The organism is Bradyrhizobium sp., from assembly GCF_052389815.1.
Lineage (GTDB): Bacteria > Pseudomonadota > Alphaproteobacteria > Rhizobiales > Xanthobacteraceae > Bradyrhizobium.
Window position 1 is genome coordinate 1 of sequence record NZ_JBQTHN010000053.1, and the last position, 11,894, is coordinate 11,894.

At 62.1% G+C, this 11,894-nt stretch carries 25 protein-coding genes; 7 read left to right on the forward strand and 18 right to left on the reverse strand.

The annotated features are described in order from the left end of the window. Window positions 1-304: AAA family ATPase (locus ACT4OC_RS09635; RefSeq protein WP_444838747.1), on the reverse strand; the 304-nt coding region annotated here is incomplete at its 3' end. Between the two features lie 430 nt (window positions 305-734). Between ACT4OC_RS09635 and ACT4OC_RS09640 the strand changes: the two genes are divergently transcribed. Beyond that, window positions 735-1,166 carry a response regulator gene (locus ACT4OC_RS09640; RefSeq protein WP_444838748.1) on the forward strand — a complete coding sequence of 144 codons (432 nt, stop codon included), beginning with the start codon at window positions 735-737 and terminating at the stop codon, window positions 1,164-1,166. A gap of 45 nt (window positions 1,167-1,211) precedes the next feature. After that, window positions 1,212-1,535, forward strand: coding sequence for a thiosulfate sulfurtransferase GlpE (locus ACT4OC_RS09645; protein ID WP_444838749.1), 324 nt, complete (start codon window positions 1,212-1,214; stop codon window positions 1,533-1,535). Window positions 1,536-1,537: 2 nt separating this feature from the next. On the opposite strand, the gene ACT4OC_RS09650 is transcribed toward ACT4OC_RS09645, so the two are convergent. From ACT4OC_RS09650 to ACT4OC_RS09660, 3 genes are read right to left on the reverse strand one after another with little or no spacing between them, the layout of a single operon-like run. Continuing rightward, window positions 1,538-1,903 carry a (2Fe-2S) ferredoxin domain-containing protein gene (locus ACT4OC_RS09650; RefSeq protein WP_444838750.1) on the reverse strand — a complete coding sequence of 122 codons (366 nt, stop codon included), beginning with the start codon at window positions 1,901-1,903 and terminating at the stop codon, window positions 1,538-1,540. Then, window positions 1,900-2,235 carry a Grx4 family monothiol glutaredoxin gene (grxD, locus tag ACT4OC_RS09655; protein ID WP_444838751.1) on the reverse strand — a complete coding sequence of 112 codons (336 nt, stop codon included), beginning with the start codon at window positions 2,233-2,235 and terminating at the stop codon, window positions 1,900-1,902. Before grxD ends, ACT4OC_RS09650 begins: the two co-directional genes overlap by 4 nt. A gap of 58 nt (window positions 2,236-2,293) precedes the next feature. Next, window positions 2,294-2,527, reverse strand: a complete 234-nt coding sequence (locus ACT4OC_RS09660; protein ID WP_444838752.1) for a BolA family protein — start codon at window positions 2,525-2,527, stop codon at window positions 2,294-2,296. A gap of 290 nt (window positions 2,528-2,817) precedes the next feature. Between ACT4OC_RS09660 and ACT4OC_RS09665 the strand changes: the two genes are divergently transcribed. The 5 genes from ACT4OC_RS09665 (at window position 2,818) to ACT4OC_RS09685 (ending at window position 5,742) form a co-directional block, all read left to right on the forward strand. After that, window positions 2,818-3,687 carry a xanthine dehydrogenase gene (locus tag ACT4OC_RS09665; protein ID WP_444838753.1) on the forward strand — a complete coding sequence of 290 codons (870 nt, stop codon included), beginning with the start codon at window positions 2,818-2,820 and terminating at the stop codon, window positions 3,685-3,687. Window positions 3,688-3,698: 11 nt separating this feature from the next. Further along, complete coding sequence (locus tag ACT4OC_RS09670) at window positions 3,699-4,178, forward strand: hypothetical protein (RefSeq protein WP_444838789.1); 480 nt, start codon at window positions 3,699-3,701, stop codon at window positions 4,176-4,178. Between the two features lie 168 nt (window positions 4,179-4,346). Beyond that, a complete protein-coding gene (locus tag ACT4OC_RS09675) occupies window positions 4,347-4,694 on the forward strand; it encodes a DUF59 domain-containing protein (protein ID WP_444838790.1) in 348 nt (115 codons plus the stop codon). Between the two features lie 13 nt (window positions 4,695-4,707). Beyond that, on the forward strand, window positions 4,708-5,481 hold the full coding sequence (locus ACT4OC_RS09680) for a dienelactone hydrolase family protein (protein WP_444838754.1): 774 nt from the start codon (window positions 4,708-4,710) through the stop codon (window positions 5,479-5,481). A 21-nt stretch (window positions 5,482-5,502) separates the two neighbouring features. Further along, window positions 5,503-5,742 (forward strand): hypothetical protein, encoded by a 240-nt coding sequence (locus tag ACT4OC_RS09685; protein ID WP_444838755.1) that lies wholly within the window; start codon window positions 5,503-5,505, stop codon window positions 5,740-5,742. An 18-nt stretch (window positions 5,743-5,760) separates the two neighbouring features. Here the strand turns inward: ACT4OC_RS09685 and ACT4OC_RS09690 are convergent, their stop codons facing one another. From ACT4OC_RS09690 to ACT4OC_RS09755, 14 genes are read right to left on the reverse strand one after another with little or no spacing between them, the layout of a single operon-like run. After that, on the reverse strand, window positions 5,761-6,189 hold the full coding sequence (locus ACT4OC_RS09690; protein ID WP_444838756.1) for a group II truncated hemoglobin: 429 nt from the start codon (window positions 6,187-6,189) through the stop codon (window positions 5,761-5,763). Between the two features lie 32 nt (window positions 6,190-6,221). Further along, window positions 6,222-6,389 (reverse strand): hypothetical protein, encoded by a 168-nt coding sequence (locus ACT4OC_RS09695; RefSeq protein WP_444838757.1) that lies wholly within the window; start codon window positions 6,387-6,389, stop codon window positions 6,222-6,224. 31 nt (window positions 6,390-6,420) lie between these two features. Next, window positions 6,421-6,729 carry a DUF6156 family protein gene (locus ACT4OC_RS09700; protein WP_444838758.1) on the reverse strand — a complete coding sequence of 103 codons (309 nt, stop codon included), beginning with the start codon at window positions 6,727-6,729 and terminating at the stop codon, window positions 6,421-6,423. A 27-nt stretch (window positions 6,730-6,756) separates the two neighbouring features. Beyond that, window positions 6,757-7,188, reverse strand: coding sequence for a Rieske (2Fe-2S) protein (locus ACT4OC_RS09705; RefSeq protein WP_444838791.1), 432 nt, complete (start codon window positions 7,186-7,188; stop codon window positions 6,757-6,759). Between the two features lie 14 nt (window positions 7,189-7,202). Then, window positions 7,203-7,427, reverse strand: a complete 225-nt coding sequence (locus tag ACT4OC_RS09710; protein ID WP_444838759.1) for a hypothetical protein — start codon at window positions 7,425-7,427, stop codon at window positions 7,203-7,205. A 17-nt stretch (window positions 7,428-7,444) separates the two neighbouring features. Continuing rightward, window positions 7,445-7,753 (reverse strand): 2Fe-2S iron-sulfur cluster-binding protein, encoded by a 309-nt coding sequence (locus ACT4OC_RS09715; RefSeq protein ID WP_444838760.1) that lies wholly within the window; start codon window positions 7,751-7,753, stop codon window positions 7,445-7,447. Window positions 7,754-7,804: 51 nt separating this feature from the next. Beyond that, window positions 7,805-9,013 (reverse strand): DegT/DnrJ/EryC1/StrS family aminotransferase, encoded by a 1,209-nt coding sequence (locus ACT4OC_RS09720; RefSeq protein ID WP_444838761.1) that lies wholly within the window; start codon window positions 9,011-9,013, stop codon window positions 7,805-7,807. Continuing rightward, the gene (locus ACT4OC_RS09725; protein ID WP_444838762.1) at window positions 9,013-9,279 is read right to left on the reverse strand and encodes a hypothetical protein; all 267 of its coding nucleotides are present in this window, start codon (window positions 9,277-9,279) and stop codon (window positions 9,013-9,015) included. The genes ACT4OC_RS09720 and ACT4OC_RS09725 overlap by 1 nt, the downstream gene beginning before the upstream one ends. 46 nt (window positions 9,280-9,325) lie before the next feature. Then, the gene (locus ACT4OC_RS09730) at window positions 9,326-9,682 is read right to left on the reverse strand and encodes a DUF3024 domain-containing protein (protein ID WP_444838763.1); all 357 of its coding nucleotides are present in this window, start codon (window positions 9,680-9,682) and stop codon (window positions 9,326-9,328) included. Between the two features lie 13 nt (window positions 9,683-9,695). Continuing rightward, entirely contained in the window at window positions 9,696-9,935 is a 240-nt protein-coding gene (locus ACT4OC_RS09735; protein ID WP_444838764.1) for a nitrogen fixation protein NifZ, read from the reverse strand. Beyond that, on the reverse strand, window positions 9,932-10,252 hold the full coding sequence (locus tag ACT4OC_RS09740; protein ID WP_444838765.1) for a nitrogen fixation protein NifZ: 321 nt from the start codon (window positions 10,250-10,252) through the stop codon (window positions 9,932-9,934). Before ACT4OC_RS09740 ends, ACT4OC_RS09735 begins: the two co-directional genes overlap by 4 nt. After that, window positions 10,249-11,022: a 4Fe4S-binding leucine-rich repeat protein gene (locus ACT4OC_RS09745; protein WP_444838766.1), complete on the reverse strand. Its 774-nt coding sequence runs from the start codon at window positions 11,020-11,022 to the stop codon at window positions 10,249-10,251. The genes ACT4OC_RS09740 and ACT4OC_RS09745 overlap by 4 nt, the downstream gene beginning before the upstream one ends. Then, window positions 11,012-11,551: a hypothetical protein gene (locus ACT4OC_RS09750; protein WP_444838767.1), complete on the reverse strand. Its 540-nt coding sequence runs from the start codon at window positions 11,549-11,551 to the stop codon at window positions 11,012-11,014. The genes ACT4OC_RS09745 and ACT4OC_RS09750 overlap by 11 nt, the downstream gene beginning before the upstream one ends. Before the next feature lie 34 nt (window positions 11,552-11,585). Then, window positions 11,586-11,894 carry a HesB/IscA family protein gene (locus ACT4OC_RS09755; protein ID WP_444838768.1) on the reverse strand — a complete coding sequence of 103 codons (309 nt, stop codon included), beginning with the start codon at window positions 11,892-11,894 and terminating at the stop codon, window positions 11,586-11,588.

Below are 11,894 nucleotides of genomic sequence, written 5' to 3' on the forward strand. Positions count from 1 at the left end.
GACCAGCACAGCCGACGCCCGGCTCCGGACCGCCGGATTCGACGCAGCGGATGTCGCGATAGCCGACCTTCATGACCTCTTCGATTTCGAGGTCTTCGACGCTGCCGGCGGCAGCGGCAAGGCTCAGAATCGTGTCCTGCGCCTTGGCGTGCAGGATCAGGCGGGTGGAATCCGCCTTGGGGTCGCAGCCGACGATCAGGATCTTGTGACCCATCTCGGCCAGCGCAGCCAGGGTGTTCTGGGAGGTGGTCGACTTGCCGATACCTCCCTTGCCGTAAAACGCGATTTGTCGCAGTGAAGACATGTTGCTCTCCATGAACCATTGCCAATGAACCCGCGCGTCTTGCGCGAGACTGTTCCTACAGAAACGGCACACGGGTTACGGGAAGGAGAGCATCGCTCGTCGAACGTCTGCGTGCCCTCAGCCCTCACTCGTTGTTGCGAGTTGTTATTAGCAACCCGCGTGCCATTTCATTCCCTGCGAATAAGCCGATGATTCGGCTTCTGAAATCGGAGCGCGGCACAAGTCGCGCGAGCTGTACCGAACCTGACAGCCGCAGCCGATCTGTCCGAAACAAGACACGGAATGAGGCCGCGGGCTCGCTTCGCAGCATTGCTGTTTTGCCTTGCCGTCTGCGCCGCCGATCCTGCAACAGGTCACGGAACGGAATTTGCTAGTCCCAGCGAAGACCGCTTGTCCGATGCGACACGCGATACTTGGCAAGGAGAGCAACATGCAGATCGGAGTTGAGACGGCGAAAGCGGTGGATCAGCGGCGCGTATTCGTGATCGACGACGACGAGATCACCCGCGCCGCGTTGCAATTCATGCTGCATGACGAGATCGAGACCCACGAACTGACGACCCCGGAAGAGGCCTATGAAAAGGGCGTCGGCTGGTTGAAGCCGCATGTCGTCCTGCTCGGGGTTACGTTCCTGAAGCAGCGGGGAACTGGCCTGATCGGCGAGCTGACGGAAAAATTTCCCGGCGTCCGCGTCCTCATCGTCTGCGCGAAGCCCGACGAGGCGACCGCGGTGGACGGATTGAAAGCCGGCGCCCATGGAGCGCTGGTCAAGCCGCTGACGCTGGAGGCTGTGCGCAAGAAGGTAGACACCATCCTCGGTCGCGGCGGCGCCTCGCCACTGATCCAGCTCAGCGTTCTCTGACGGCAACGCCGTGGCGATGGTTACATTCTCGGTTCCCGGCGAACCATGAAACCGCGCACGCCGTTCAGGCGGATCGGCGTCAGCGAGTTCGACGAGCGCCGCCGCAATGGCGCGCTCGTGCTCGACGTTCGTGATCGCTCGTCCTTTGACGCCGCGCATGTCGAGGCGGCGCTGCATGTTTCGCATGCCAACCTGTCCGACGTGCTTGCCGTTACCGCAAGAACGAGACCGGTTCTGATTTATTGCTATCACGGCAACGCCAGCCGCGAGTATGCGCAGATCTTCTCCGACTTCGGCTTCGCCGAGGTTTGTAGCCTCGACGGCGGATTTGAGGCATGGCACGACGAGTCCCGCGCCTCAATCCGGTAAACTCAGCGGCGGGTAAGGACCATGACGATGCGGTCCACCCGCTTGCCCTGCTTGAGATGCTGCTCGACGATTTCGTCGATATCCTCCGGCGCAGCCGGGCGATACCAGACGCCCTCCGGATAGACCACCATCAGCGGCCCGGCATTGCAAAACCCGAGACATCCGGACGCGGTGAAGCCGACATCGGTCAATCGCTGCGTCTCGATCGCCTTACCGAGCCGATCCCACAAGGGCTGCGCACCGGCGGCGCCGCAACTGCCGCGCGGATGGCTCGACGGGCGTTGCGTATGGCAGGCGAACACGTGACGCTTGTAGACCTGGGGAAGATCGAAGCCAGTGTCCCCGGCATCAGTCTCGATGATCGTCATGTCGCCGCCGCCCTGATGCCCTTGTCGCTCAAAAGCGCCGCCAGCTCGCCGGCCTGAAACATCTCGCGGACGATGTCGGATCCGCCAAGGAATTCTCCCTTGACGTAGAGTTGCGGAATGGTCGGCCAGTTCGAGAACGCCTTGATGCCTTCACGAACCTCCATGTCGGCGAGCACGTCCACGCTCTTGTAGGGAACCGCAAGCGAAGTGAGAATCTGGACCACAGCGGCGGAGAACCCGCACTGCGGCGCGGCGGGGACGCCCTTCATGAACAGAACGACGTCGCCGCTCGCTATGATGTCCTTGATACGCTCGGCTGTTGAGGTCTTCATACGCTCTTCCTTGAATGTTGGATGGGATCGAGGCTGCGCGATGCAGAAGTTCGTCGGCTCATTTCGGCACCACGGTTTCGAGCGCCAGCGCGTGCAGCGCTCCGCCAATCTGGTCCTTCAGCGCCGCATAGACCATCTGGTGCTGCTGTATCCGGCTCTTCCCGACAAAGGCACCTGAAGTAATCCGGGCCCCGAAATGATCGCCGTCTCCTGCGAGATCGACCACGGTGACCTGCGCCTCCGGAAAGGCCTGTCTGATGAGGTCCTCGATTTCAGGTCCGGTCATCGCCATCGCGTTCGCTCCTGGTGTCGCGTCTCACCTCCATGCAAAGTCCAAACCAACACGCCTTCGGACCGCATCCGCTTTATCATTGCGTTGAATCTGTTTTGAATTCTTCCAATCTTCACGCGCGCTGCAATGTTCGATTTCCGACAAGCAACGACCGCCCTGTTCGTAGCACGACGCTCCGAGGCGACGGTCCGGTCGCAGACATGACACCCGCCCGAAATCCCCGTGCATTTCCGCCCGTATTGGCCACGGTCCGAGTTTTGCTTAGCGGAGTTGAAGCTGAGGGAGCATCGATGAACGAGCCGGGACAAACGAGCCAGCGAAGCGCATCCTTTCGATGCGCCGTGATCCTCGGCACCAATGAGATTGCTTCGTCCGTTGCGGTGCAACTTCACCGTCGCGGCTATGGTGTCGTGCTGTCACATGATCCGCATCTGCCGGTGATCAGGCGGAGGATGGCATTCCACGATGCGCTGTTCGGCGACGAGATCGCCATTGACGGCGTCATCGCCGAGCGTGCCGATAGCAACCTTGAAATTCGCACCCGGTTCGGACGATCCGGCTCTGTCCTCATCACCGAGTTAGGGCTGCTGGATCTGATCCCGATCCTGAAGCTCGACCTTCTCGTGGACGCAAGGATGCAGAAATATCTTGCCAAACCTGATCTGCGCAGACTTGCGAGGTCCACGATCGGCCTGGGCCCGGGCTTTGCCTGTGGAGTGAATTGCGACATCGCGGTCGAGACCAGCCCCGGAAAGGCGGGACGCATCATCCAACACGGCGCCACCGAGGCGGCGAATGGCTTGCCGAGCCTGCTCGGCGGCGATTCGGGGCAACGTTTCGTGCGCGCGCAGGTCGATGGCCGATGGCATACGGCTATCGAGATCGGGACACGGGTGTTCCGGGATTTCGTGGTCGGCCATCTCGGCAATACGCCGGTGCGTGCACCGTTCGACGGCATCTTGCGCGGCGTGGTCCGCGACGGGATGGCGGTTCCGGCAGGCGCCAAGTTGCTGGAAATCGATCCGCGCGGTCGCCACGCCAGCGCTACGCGAATAGACGCTCGGGTGGGCACGATCGGCAGGGCCGTCGTCAAGGCGCTCGCGGTTCGCGAACGGGCTTTGCCTGTGCAGGCGGGGCGGACGCTCCATCTCGTCAAGTGACCGTGGGCACCATGGCCGAATTGTTTTTCGAGCGCGAGACCATCAATTTCGGCGACCTCCCCGACGACATCGACGACTTGCTCCAGCAAGGTGTCGCCGCCTATCGTCATGACCGGCCGCTAGCGGAGCGGCTGTTTCGCCAGGCGCTCGCGGCCGCGCCCACTGAACTGCCGATCTATTTTTGCCTCTACAAGATCCACACCTATCAAGGTCGACTCGATGAGGCGCAAGCGGCGGCGGAGAATGGCCTGAAGGAAGCGGCACGCCAGGCGGGATGGGAGTTCGATTGGCGGCGCTGGCCGAAGCAGGCCGTTTTGGCCGAAGGCGCCGGCCGCTTTGCGCTCTATACCCTGAAGGCGCTGGCCTTCATCCACCTTCGGCAGGACGACCAGCGCCAGGCTCAACAAATGCTCGAGGCGTTGCGGCGACTGGACCCCGCGGGTGCGGTCGGATGGCCGGTCGTCGCGGCGCTGGCCGAGGGAATTGCCTGAGCCCCGGCCCGTGGTGGCATCGTGCTTGCACCAGTTTGTATATGACGGCCAAAAGGCCGTCCTGTCGATGTCGACGTCGGACATCCGACATGCGCCACGCGACAGCGAGAAGGTTACATGCACATGACCGAGGTCGACGATCGCACGATCGATGTCGTGGTCACGAAGATGACAACCGCCGCAAGTGGACAGAAGCCGCTCGCGCAGGCCCCCACGGCTTTGACCGATGACATCATCGCGGCGCTGCGGACGGTGTTTGACCCCGAGATCCCGGTCAATGTTTACGACCTCGGCCTCATCTACCGGATAGAACCCAAGGATCCTGGTCTCGTCGAAATCGACATGACACTCACGGCGCCCGGCTGTCCGGTTGCCGGCGAAATGCTGAGCTCGGTGCAGAAGGCCGTCGGCACCGTCGATGGCGTCGGCGAGGTGACCGTCAATCTCGTCTTCGACCCGCCTTGGGACAAGTCCCGAATGTCGGAAGAAGTGCAACTGGAACTGGGCCTGATCTGAATTGGAGAATGCCATGATCGAGCTGACGACAGGCGACGGACAAAAGCTTTCCGCCTACCGCGCGGATCCCGACGGCGCGCCCAAGGGCGCCGTCGTCGTCGTGCAGGAGATCTTTGGCGTCAACCCGCATATCCGGAAGATGGCGGACATGTTCGCGGCGAAGGGCTATGTCGCGATCGCACCATCGCTGTTCGACCCCGTGAAGGCCGACGTCGGCCTCGGCTATGACGAGGCGGGCGTGTCAGAAGGACTGCATCTCGTCAAGGAAGTCGGTCGCGACCGCGCGCTCGCCGAAATTCAGGCCGCCGTCGATTCGGTCAAGGAAGCAGGCAAAGTGGCCGTCGTCGGCTACGATTGGGGCGGATACCTCGCCTATGCGGCTGCCAACCGCGTGAATGGCGTCGCCTGCGCCGTCGGCTACTACGGCGGCGGAATCGTCGATGACTACGGCGAGAAACGCAAGGTACCGACGCTGCTGCACTTTGCCGAAGACGACAAGAATATCCCGCCTGAAGCGGTCGTGCAGTTCCGCGCCTTTCGCCCCGACGTCAGCGCGTTCTCCTACCCCGGCGCCGTCCACGGCTTCAATTGCGATGAGCGCGGCGACCACAACCAGGAAGCTGCCGACAAGGCGCTGGAGCGCACCTTGTTCTGGGTCTCGCAATATGTCGAGGGCCAGCCTCCGATCCTCCTGAAGAATTCCGGAGCCTACGCGCAGGCCAAGGTCGACAAGAAGAAAAAGAAGAAGTCCGCCGGCGGCGACGACCTCGGCCCGCCCATGGATTGACGCGCAAGCCGGGGTGCGAAGATGCTTCCAACCACCATCCTAGTCGACGACGCACCGCGATGCGTCGTGCGCCCGACGGACATGAAGGATCTCACGCGTTTCATTCGCAACGGCAAGCAATACCTCCTTGCCGACAATCCCGGTGGCAAGATCGACCATCGTAGCGCCAACGAAACCGAGGCCCAGAAATGGCACAACGCGCTGGCGCTGCACAGGGCCTGGGGCGGTAACGACGAAGATTTCTTCGGCACGCCGTTATAGCAACGTGCAACGCTTCTATCAGGGACGGCCGTGACCGGCATCGTGGGGGTTGCCGGCCTGGTTGCGCATCCAGTCCGCGAGTTTTGTCAGCGCGGCATCGATATCCTGCCGGGCAGCCGCATCGGCGACCGTCTCGTCGAGCGCGCCACGCATGCAGAGCAGCCAGGTATCGCGCTCCGCGTTGCCGATGCTGAATCCCATATGGCGCTGGCGCAAACGGGGATGGCCATTTTCCGGGGAATAAAGCTTTGGGCCGCCGGTCCATTCCGAGAGATAGCGCTTGAGGACGCTCTTGATCGGGCCGAGATCGTCGCCGTGCATGATTCGAATCGCCTTCGCTTCCGGCAGTTCGTCCATCCGACGGTAAAATGCTTCCACCAGCCGGTCGACGACGACGGCTCCACCGATCCGCTCAAACATCGACGCTTGCACCCCGACATCAGACATTGCTCATTCTCCAAATTGTCCGCACCACGAGGCTATTCATCCAGGCTCGGCAACAGGATCACCTCGGCCGGCGCCCCCGGACCTTGGTCCTCAAAGAAGTCAAGCGCATTGACACGGGACAAACCGCCGCCGCTATCCATCAGCACGACGGCCTCAATCGGCATTTTCGAGAGCGCCTCGATCAGTTGAGCGACTGTCATGTTCTGCCCTATCGATTGCGCCGGCGCGATATCATGGGCCCGACACCTGCATCCCCGCTTCATTAAAGACTAGCGTCGTGCGCTCCTCGCCCAGCATCACGATTTCGGCGCGGCCCAGCCGGCCGTTGCCGTGATATCGGTAGCGATGGGAGAGTTCCACTTCGCCATAGACCAGCTTGTCGAACCCCGTCAGCGTGCCCGCGCTATCGAAATAGGCGCGGATGAAGGTATTGCGATTCGACAGTGCCTCTTCGGTAATTGCGTTCACCAGGTTGAACGGCAGCCTCACGCCGCTGTATGACACAAAGAAACGGCATTCCTGAACTGTCTCGTCCGCCATCTGTTCGCTTCTCCGTCGCTCGCCGCTTCAGTCCGGATGGATCATGATTTCCATGGTATCGTCGAGGTCGCGGAATGGATCGGGCCCCTCGTCTTCCGCCAGCGCTATGCCGCACACGCAGACGTCGCCATCGACGACAGCAAGCGCTATCGGTTCCAGGCTCTTTTCCTTGCAGTCCCCCTCGATGCACAGGCCGCTGTCGATCTCGAAAAGCGCGCCGTGTCTGCCGCATCTGAGAAAGGCCCTGTCCCGGCTGAAGAATTCCCCGTCACCGATATTCAGCCAGGTGCCGCCGTGCGGGCAGACATTGACATAGCCGAAATAATCGTTGGCATGGGTACGGACCACGACGATCGGGAATGGCCTGCTCTCGCCGGCCTCGTTGATACGAGACAGGCTGAACGCCTTGGCATCGCCCTTCTCGATACTTCCGGCGTCGCAAATGGCGAAGACGTCCATGTGCGCCGTCACCTTCACGCAGCGCTCGGCGTCACTTCGGCTTTGAACACATCGACTTCGGCCCGGGTCAGCCGAAACACGCCGCGGCCGCCAGAGAACACCTGATAGGCGTTGCCGTATTTGTCGCTCAGGCGATCGAACCATTGCTGCGGGCTCAAGCCCGCCGGCCGTTCGCCGATCTCGACCACCGTGCCGTTGGGCGCGAAGCGCAGATGAATAATGACTTTGTCGGATTCCACGATTCCCTCCATCGATTCTAGGCGCCCGAGCCGAAGCCCAACAATTCGATCCTGATGTTCTCGGTGCCGAGCACGACGGACTGGCACGCCAGGCGCGATTTCGAGCCAACGCCGACGATGGCGTCGAGCCGCTCGTTTTCCTCGCGGGCGATCTTCGACAGGCCCTTGCGGCCTTCCTGCACGAAGATATGGCAGGAACCGCATTTCGCCTTGCCCTCACACTTGTGCTGTATCTCCATTTCAGCACCGAGAAGTGCCGCCAGCAGCGTCGTTCCCTCCGCGACTTCGATCGTTTTTCCCGATGGCATGACAGTCACTGTCGACATTTCAACTCTCCCTCATTTGCTCGACGTAGAATGTGATCCAACTCAACAGCGCTAGTAGATCGCCGCGCCGGCTCCGACATTGATCGACGCTTCCTTCATCGTCTCGACGATGAAGGAGATCTGGTCCTCGGTCAGGTGGGTATGGAACGGCAGTGCCACCGCGCGATCCGCCACCTTCTCGGTGACGAAATAGTCGCCCCGGCGATAACCGAGGTCGAAATAGTGCCGCTGCAGATGCAACGGATTGCAGTATGCCGCAGCTTCCACTTGCTCGACCTTCAGGTCCTCCACGATGGCGTCGCGGCTGGAGCGCGCAAATCGCGTGCCGAGATGGACGAGATAGAGAAACCAGTTCACCTCTGTCACATCGGGCCCGACATAGGGCGGCTTGATCCCCTCGAAGGACTGCACGTATTTCAGGTAGAGATGTTCGGTCAGGCGCCGCCGTTCCAGAATTTCATCCAGCCGCGTCAACTGCGCCAGGCCCAGCGCCGCCGCGATATTGCTCATGCTGGCCTGAAATGCCGGTGTCGAGCTGACGACGACGGAGGCCCGCTCCTCCAGCCGGTGCGACCGGTGCCGCCGCACAGCGACGGCGATATCGACGTCGTCGGTCACCACCATGCCGCCTTCGCCGCAGGTCAGCGCCGAGGGCTGCGAGAAATCGAACACCGCAGCATCGCCGAACGAGCCGACCAGCTGCCCCTTGTATTTCGAGCCGATAGCTTCGGTGGAATCCTCGATCAGCACCAGATCGTGCTTTCGCGCTATCTCGCGCAACTCCGACCACGGCGCCGGATGCCCATTGTTGTTGCTGGCGACGATGGCGCGCGTATTGGCCGTGATCCGCGACTCCACCTTCTCCGGCGCCAGCGTTCCGGCCCAGTAGTCGATATCGGCGAATGCCGGCCGGGCGCCCGTGATGGCGATGGCGTGGGTCGTTTCGCGGAACGAATAGGGTGATGCGACCACTTCCTGGCCCGGACCGATGCCACAAGACCTCAGTGCAAACAACAGTCCCAGCGTGCCGCTGGGCACCGCGACCGCATATTTGCGGCCGACATAGGCGGCAAAGGCGGCCTCGAACGCCTCCACCGTCGGACCGCTGGAAAGTTTCGGCGACCGCATGGCCGCATCGACCGCCTCGATCTCGGCAAGCGTAATATCGGGGTCGGACAACGGGATGAAGGAATTGTCGACGTCGTCGGCAATACCGTGATCGCTCGCATCGGCGTCGTGCACCAGAACGGGAGCGCTCATCAGGCTGCGCTCCGGGTCGCCACGACGATACCGGTCGCCCGCGCCGGATCGGTCGTGATCTGCACGCAATGATCGCTGCGATCGAGAAGATGGATCTCGAACCCGGCATACGTCCGGAACGGCTCGTCGGTCATGTCGGCGGCATCGCACGGCGTCCACGACAGACGCGGAAACCGCTGGCGCAATTCCGTGACCACGCCCTCGCCGCTCCCGGCAGCCGAGAGCATTTTTTCGATCTCCATCAACTCGTCCGCGCCTAGCGCCATATTCGTCGCCCCGGGTTCGAGGATTGCAGAACTGCTCTTCGCAGCTTCATTGCCAGAAGGTCCGCTCCGGATCGGCATTTAACCGCTCCAGCGCCGCAGGCAGCCGCTCATGGGTGCTGTCGAGCTGCCACAAGCCCCTGCCATGGTCCTTTCGGAACAGTTGCCATCTCGCGCCTTCGGGATCGTGCAGCAACAGGGCCACATCGACGACTCCGCCGTCGCGATCGATGTTTCTCGAACAGCAGGGGCTTTCGATACGATAGCCGCCGATCGTAGTCGCCACACTGGGCGTGACGTATCGATATCGCTTGCGCGCCTTGAGTGCGCGCTCGATCCGCTTGCGGTCGAGATCGTTCGGGTGAGCGAACGGCCGGACCGCGGTCATCAAGACAGCCGATTGCATCGAACCTCTCCCTCTAGAGCGGAATGATCTCTTCCTCGAGACATCCGACCACAAGCCGCTCGCCGAATTCGACGAGATAGACAGGCATGTTCGCCTCGGTATGCGTCCCGACCTGAACGATCTCGCCGGTGTCGCCGATCTTGACGAGCAGCGCCTCGGCCGCGGCATCGGGAAACGATCCATCGTTGCGCAGGTCGATCAGAGCCTTGACCCGCTGGCCCCATTGAAATTTCGGAAGCCTCGGCTCAATCATGCGCCAGCCTCCTCCGGCAGCGGGAGATCCGCCATCTCGTCCCGGGAAACGACCGAATCCAGCTCTTTCCGCTTCATGCCGACGCGGTTGCCGCTTTCCATAAATTCGACGCCGTAGATGTAGAACTGCTGCAGGAAGGTGCCGATGCTGACCACGTAACCCTCTTCGCCCTTCTTGGCGAGCACCTCGCCGATTTCCTTGCCGGCATAGGTGCCGTCGTTGCGAATGGTACGCTTCGCCCTCACCTTTTCGCCGAAGGTGAAATACGGCGGCGCGGTGATCTCCACGACGTCGCTGTCGCGCGAAATGTTGCTCATAGCGGAATATCCCGTGACAATTCCCGCCAGCCACCCAAGCGTGAGCGCGCCATCTCCTGGACGAAGCCGTCGCTGTCGGTGGTCAGCTCTGCGATTTCTCCAACTACTACCCGGCTGGCGACTTCGTAGCGCACGCGCCAATCGGGATCGTAGCGAAGCTGGGAAAGCAGTTCGGGCGCCAGCCGCTGCGCGACCTCCAGCCGCACCAGGCCGTCCGGATCGCCGGCCACTCGCAGCAGCCAGTCACGCGGAATGCGACGCGCCACGACGCGGCGGACCTCGACTTCTTCGTCGTCGATCAGGCTCGCCAGCAGTGACGGCGCGATACGCTTGGCGACGACGAGCCGGACATAATAATCCGAATCGTTCATCATCGGCACGAGTTCGGCATCGTCGAGCAGCGTGGCAACGCGTATCCTTACCTCGCGATGAGGGTCGAAGCGCAATCGCAGCACCAGCCGTTTCGGCAGCCGCCGCGCGGCATTCCAGCGTACCGTTTCCTCGGGATCGTCGAGCAGCGGCGACAACAGGAAGACGCTGGCGTGCTTGGCGGCAATTGCTCGCACCTCGAAATGCGGATGGCCGATACAGGAATTGGCCAGTTCCGGATTCCAGTCGAAGAACCGGTCGATGCGCCGCGCATAGCGATCGAGCACACAGGCGTGTTTCAGGCGGCAGCGGCCGGCACTCCTGAGTTCCTGATGAACGCAGGAGCCGCAATCGATCTCGTTACCCTGCCAATCCAGGGCTTCGTCGATGTCAGGCGTCATCGTCCTGCCCCATGCGCTGAAGAACCTCGAGCAGAACCCTGGCGCCGATCTTGTCGCTCGGATCGAGCTCCAGCAGCTTGGACAATGCCGCGCGGCCTTCGTCGAGATTGCCGAGCCGCATCTGCAGATAGGCGTAGCCCTTCAGGGTAAAGAGGTAGAACCGCGGCAGGATATTTTCGTAGCGGCCGAACTCGGCATCGCTGGCTGCAACGTTGCGCCAATCTGCGGCGAGGCTGTTCTCGCGTGCCGCCTTATCGAGGCACAGATTCGCGACCACGAGCGCGTCGGCGTGCCGCCCCTTGTAGAAATAAAACCGGTAGAGCCCGATCAGCACGGCCGCGTGATCGGGAGCGAGCGCCTGCGCCTCCTGCAGATGTCGCTCCGCAACTTCGTCCAGATGGTAGGAAAGCCCCGCCTCCCACAGGTGAAATTCGGCCTCGGGCGGAAGGCCGCCACCGAGCAGCGCGTCGGCAAGCACCGTGGCATCCACGACCGATTGCGGCTCGTGCCGGTCCGCAAATGCAATCATGGCTTGTCCTCCGCTCCTGTTGAATCCCTTCGACCTAATGGCTTGCGCAGGAAACCTGCTTGGGATCGCGGAATACCAACCCGGTCTGCGCAGCTGTGTCGGCGAAGTCGATAGTGACGCCTTCGAGCAGGATGCGGCTCTCCGCCGGCAGGAACAGCCTGATGCCGTTGCGCTCGACGACGGCTTCGCCGGGCGCCGGCTCGCCGCGGACGCTGATGTCGGCCGCAAGACCCGAGCAGCCGCCCGGGCTGACGGCGAGCCGGAAGCCACTGGCAGCATTGCCATCGGCGCGGATCATGAGGCGGATAAATCGCTCAGCCGCCGGTGTGATGGTGAAATTCAT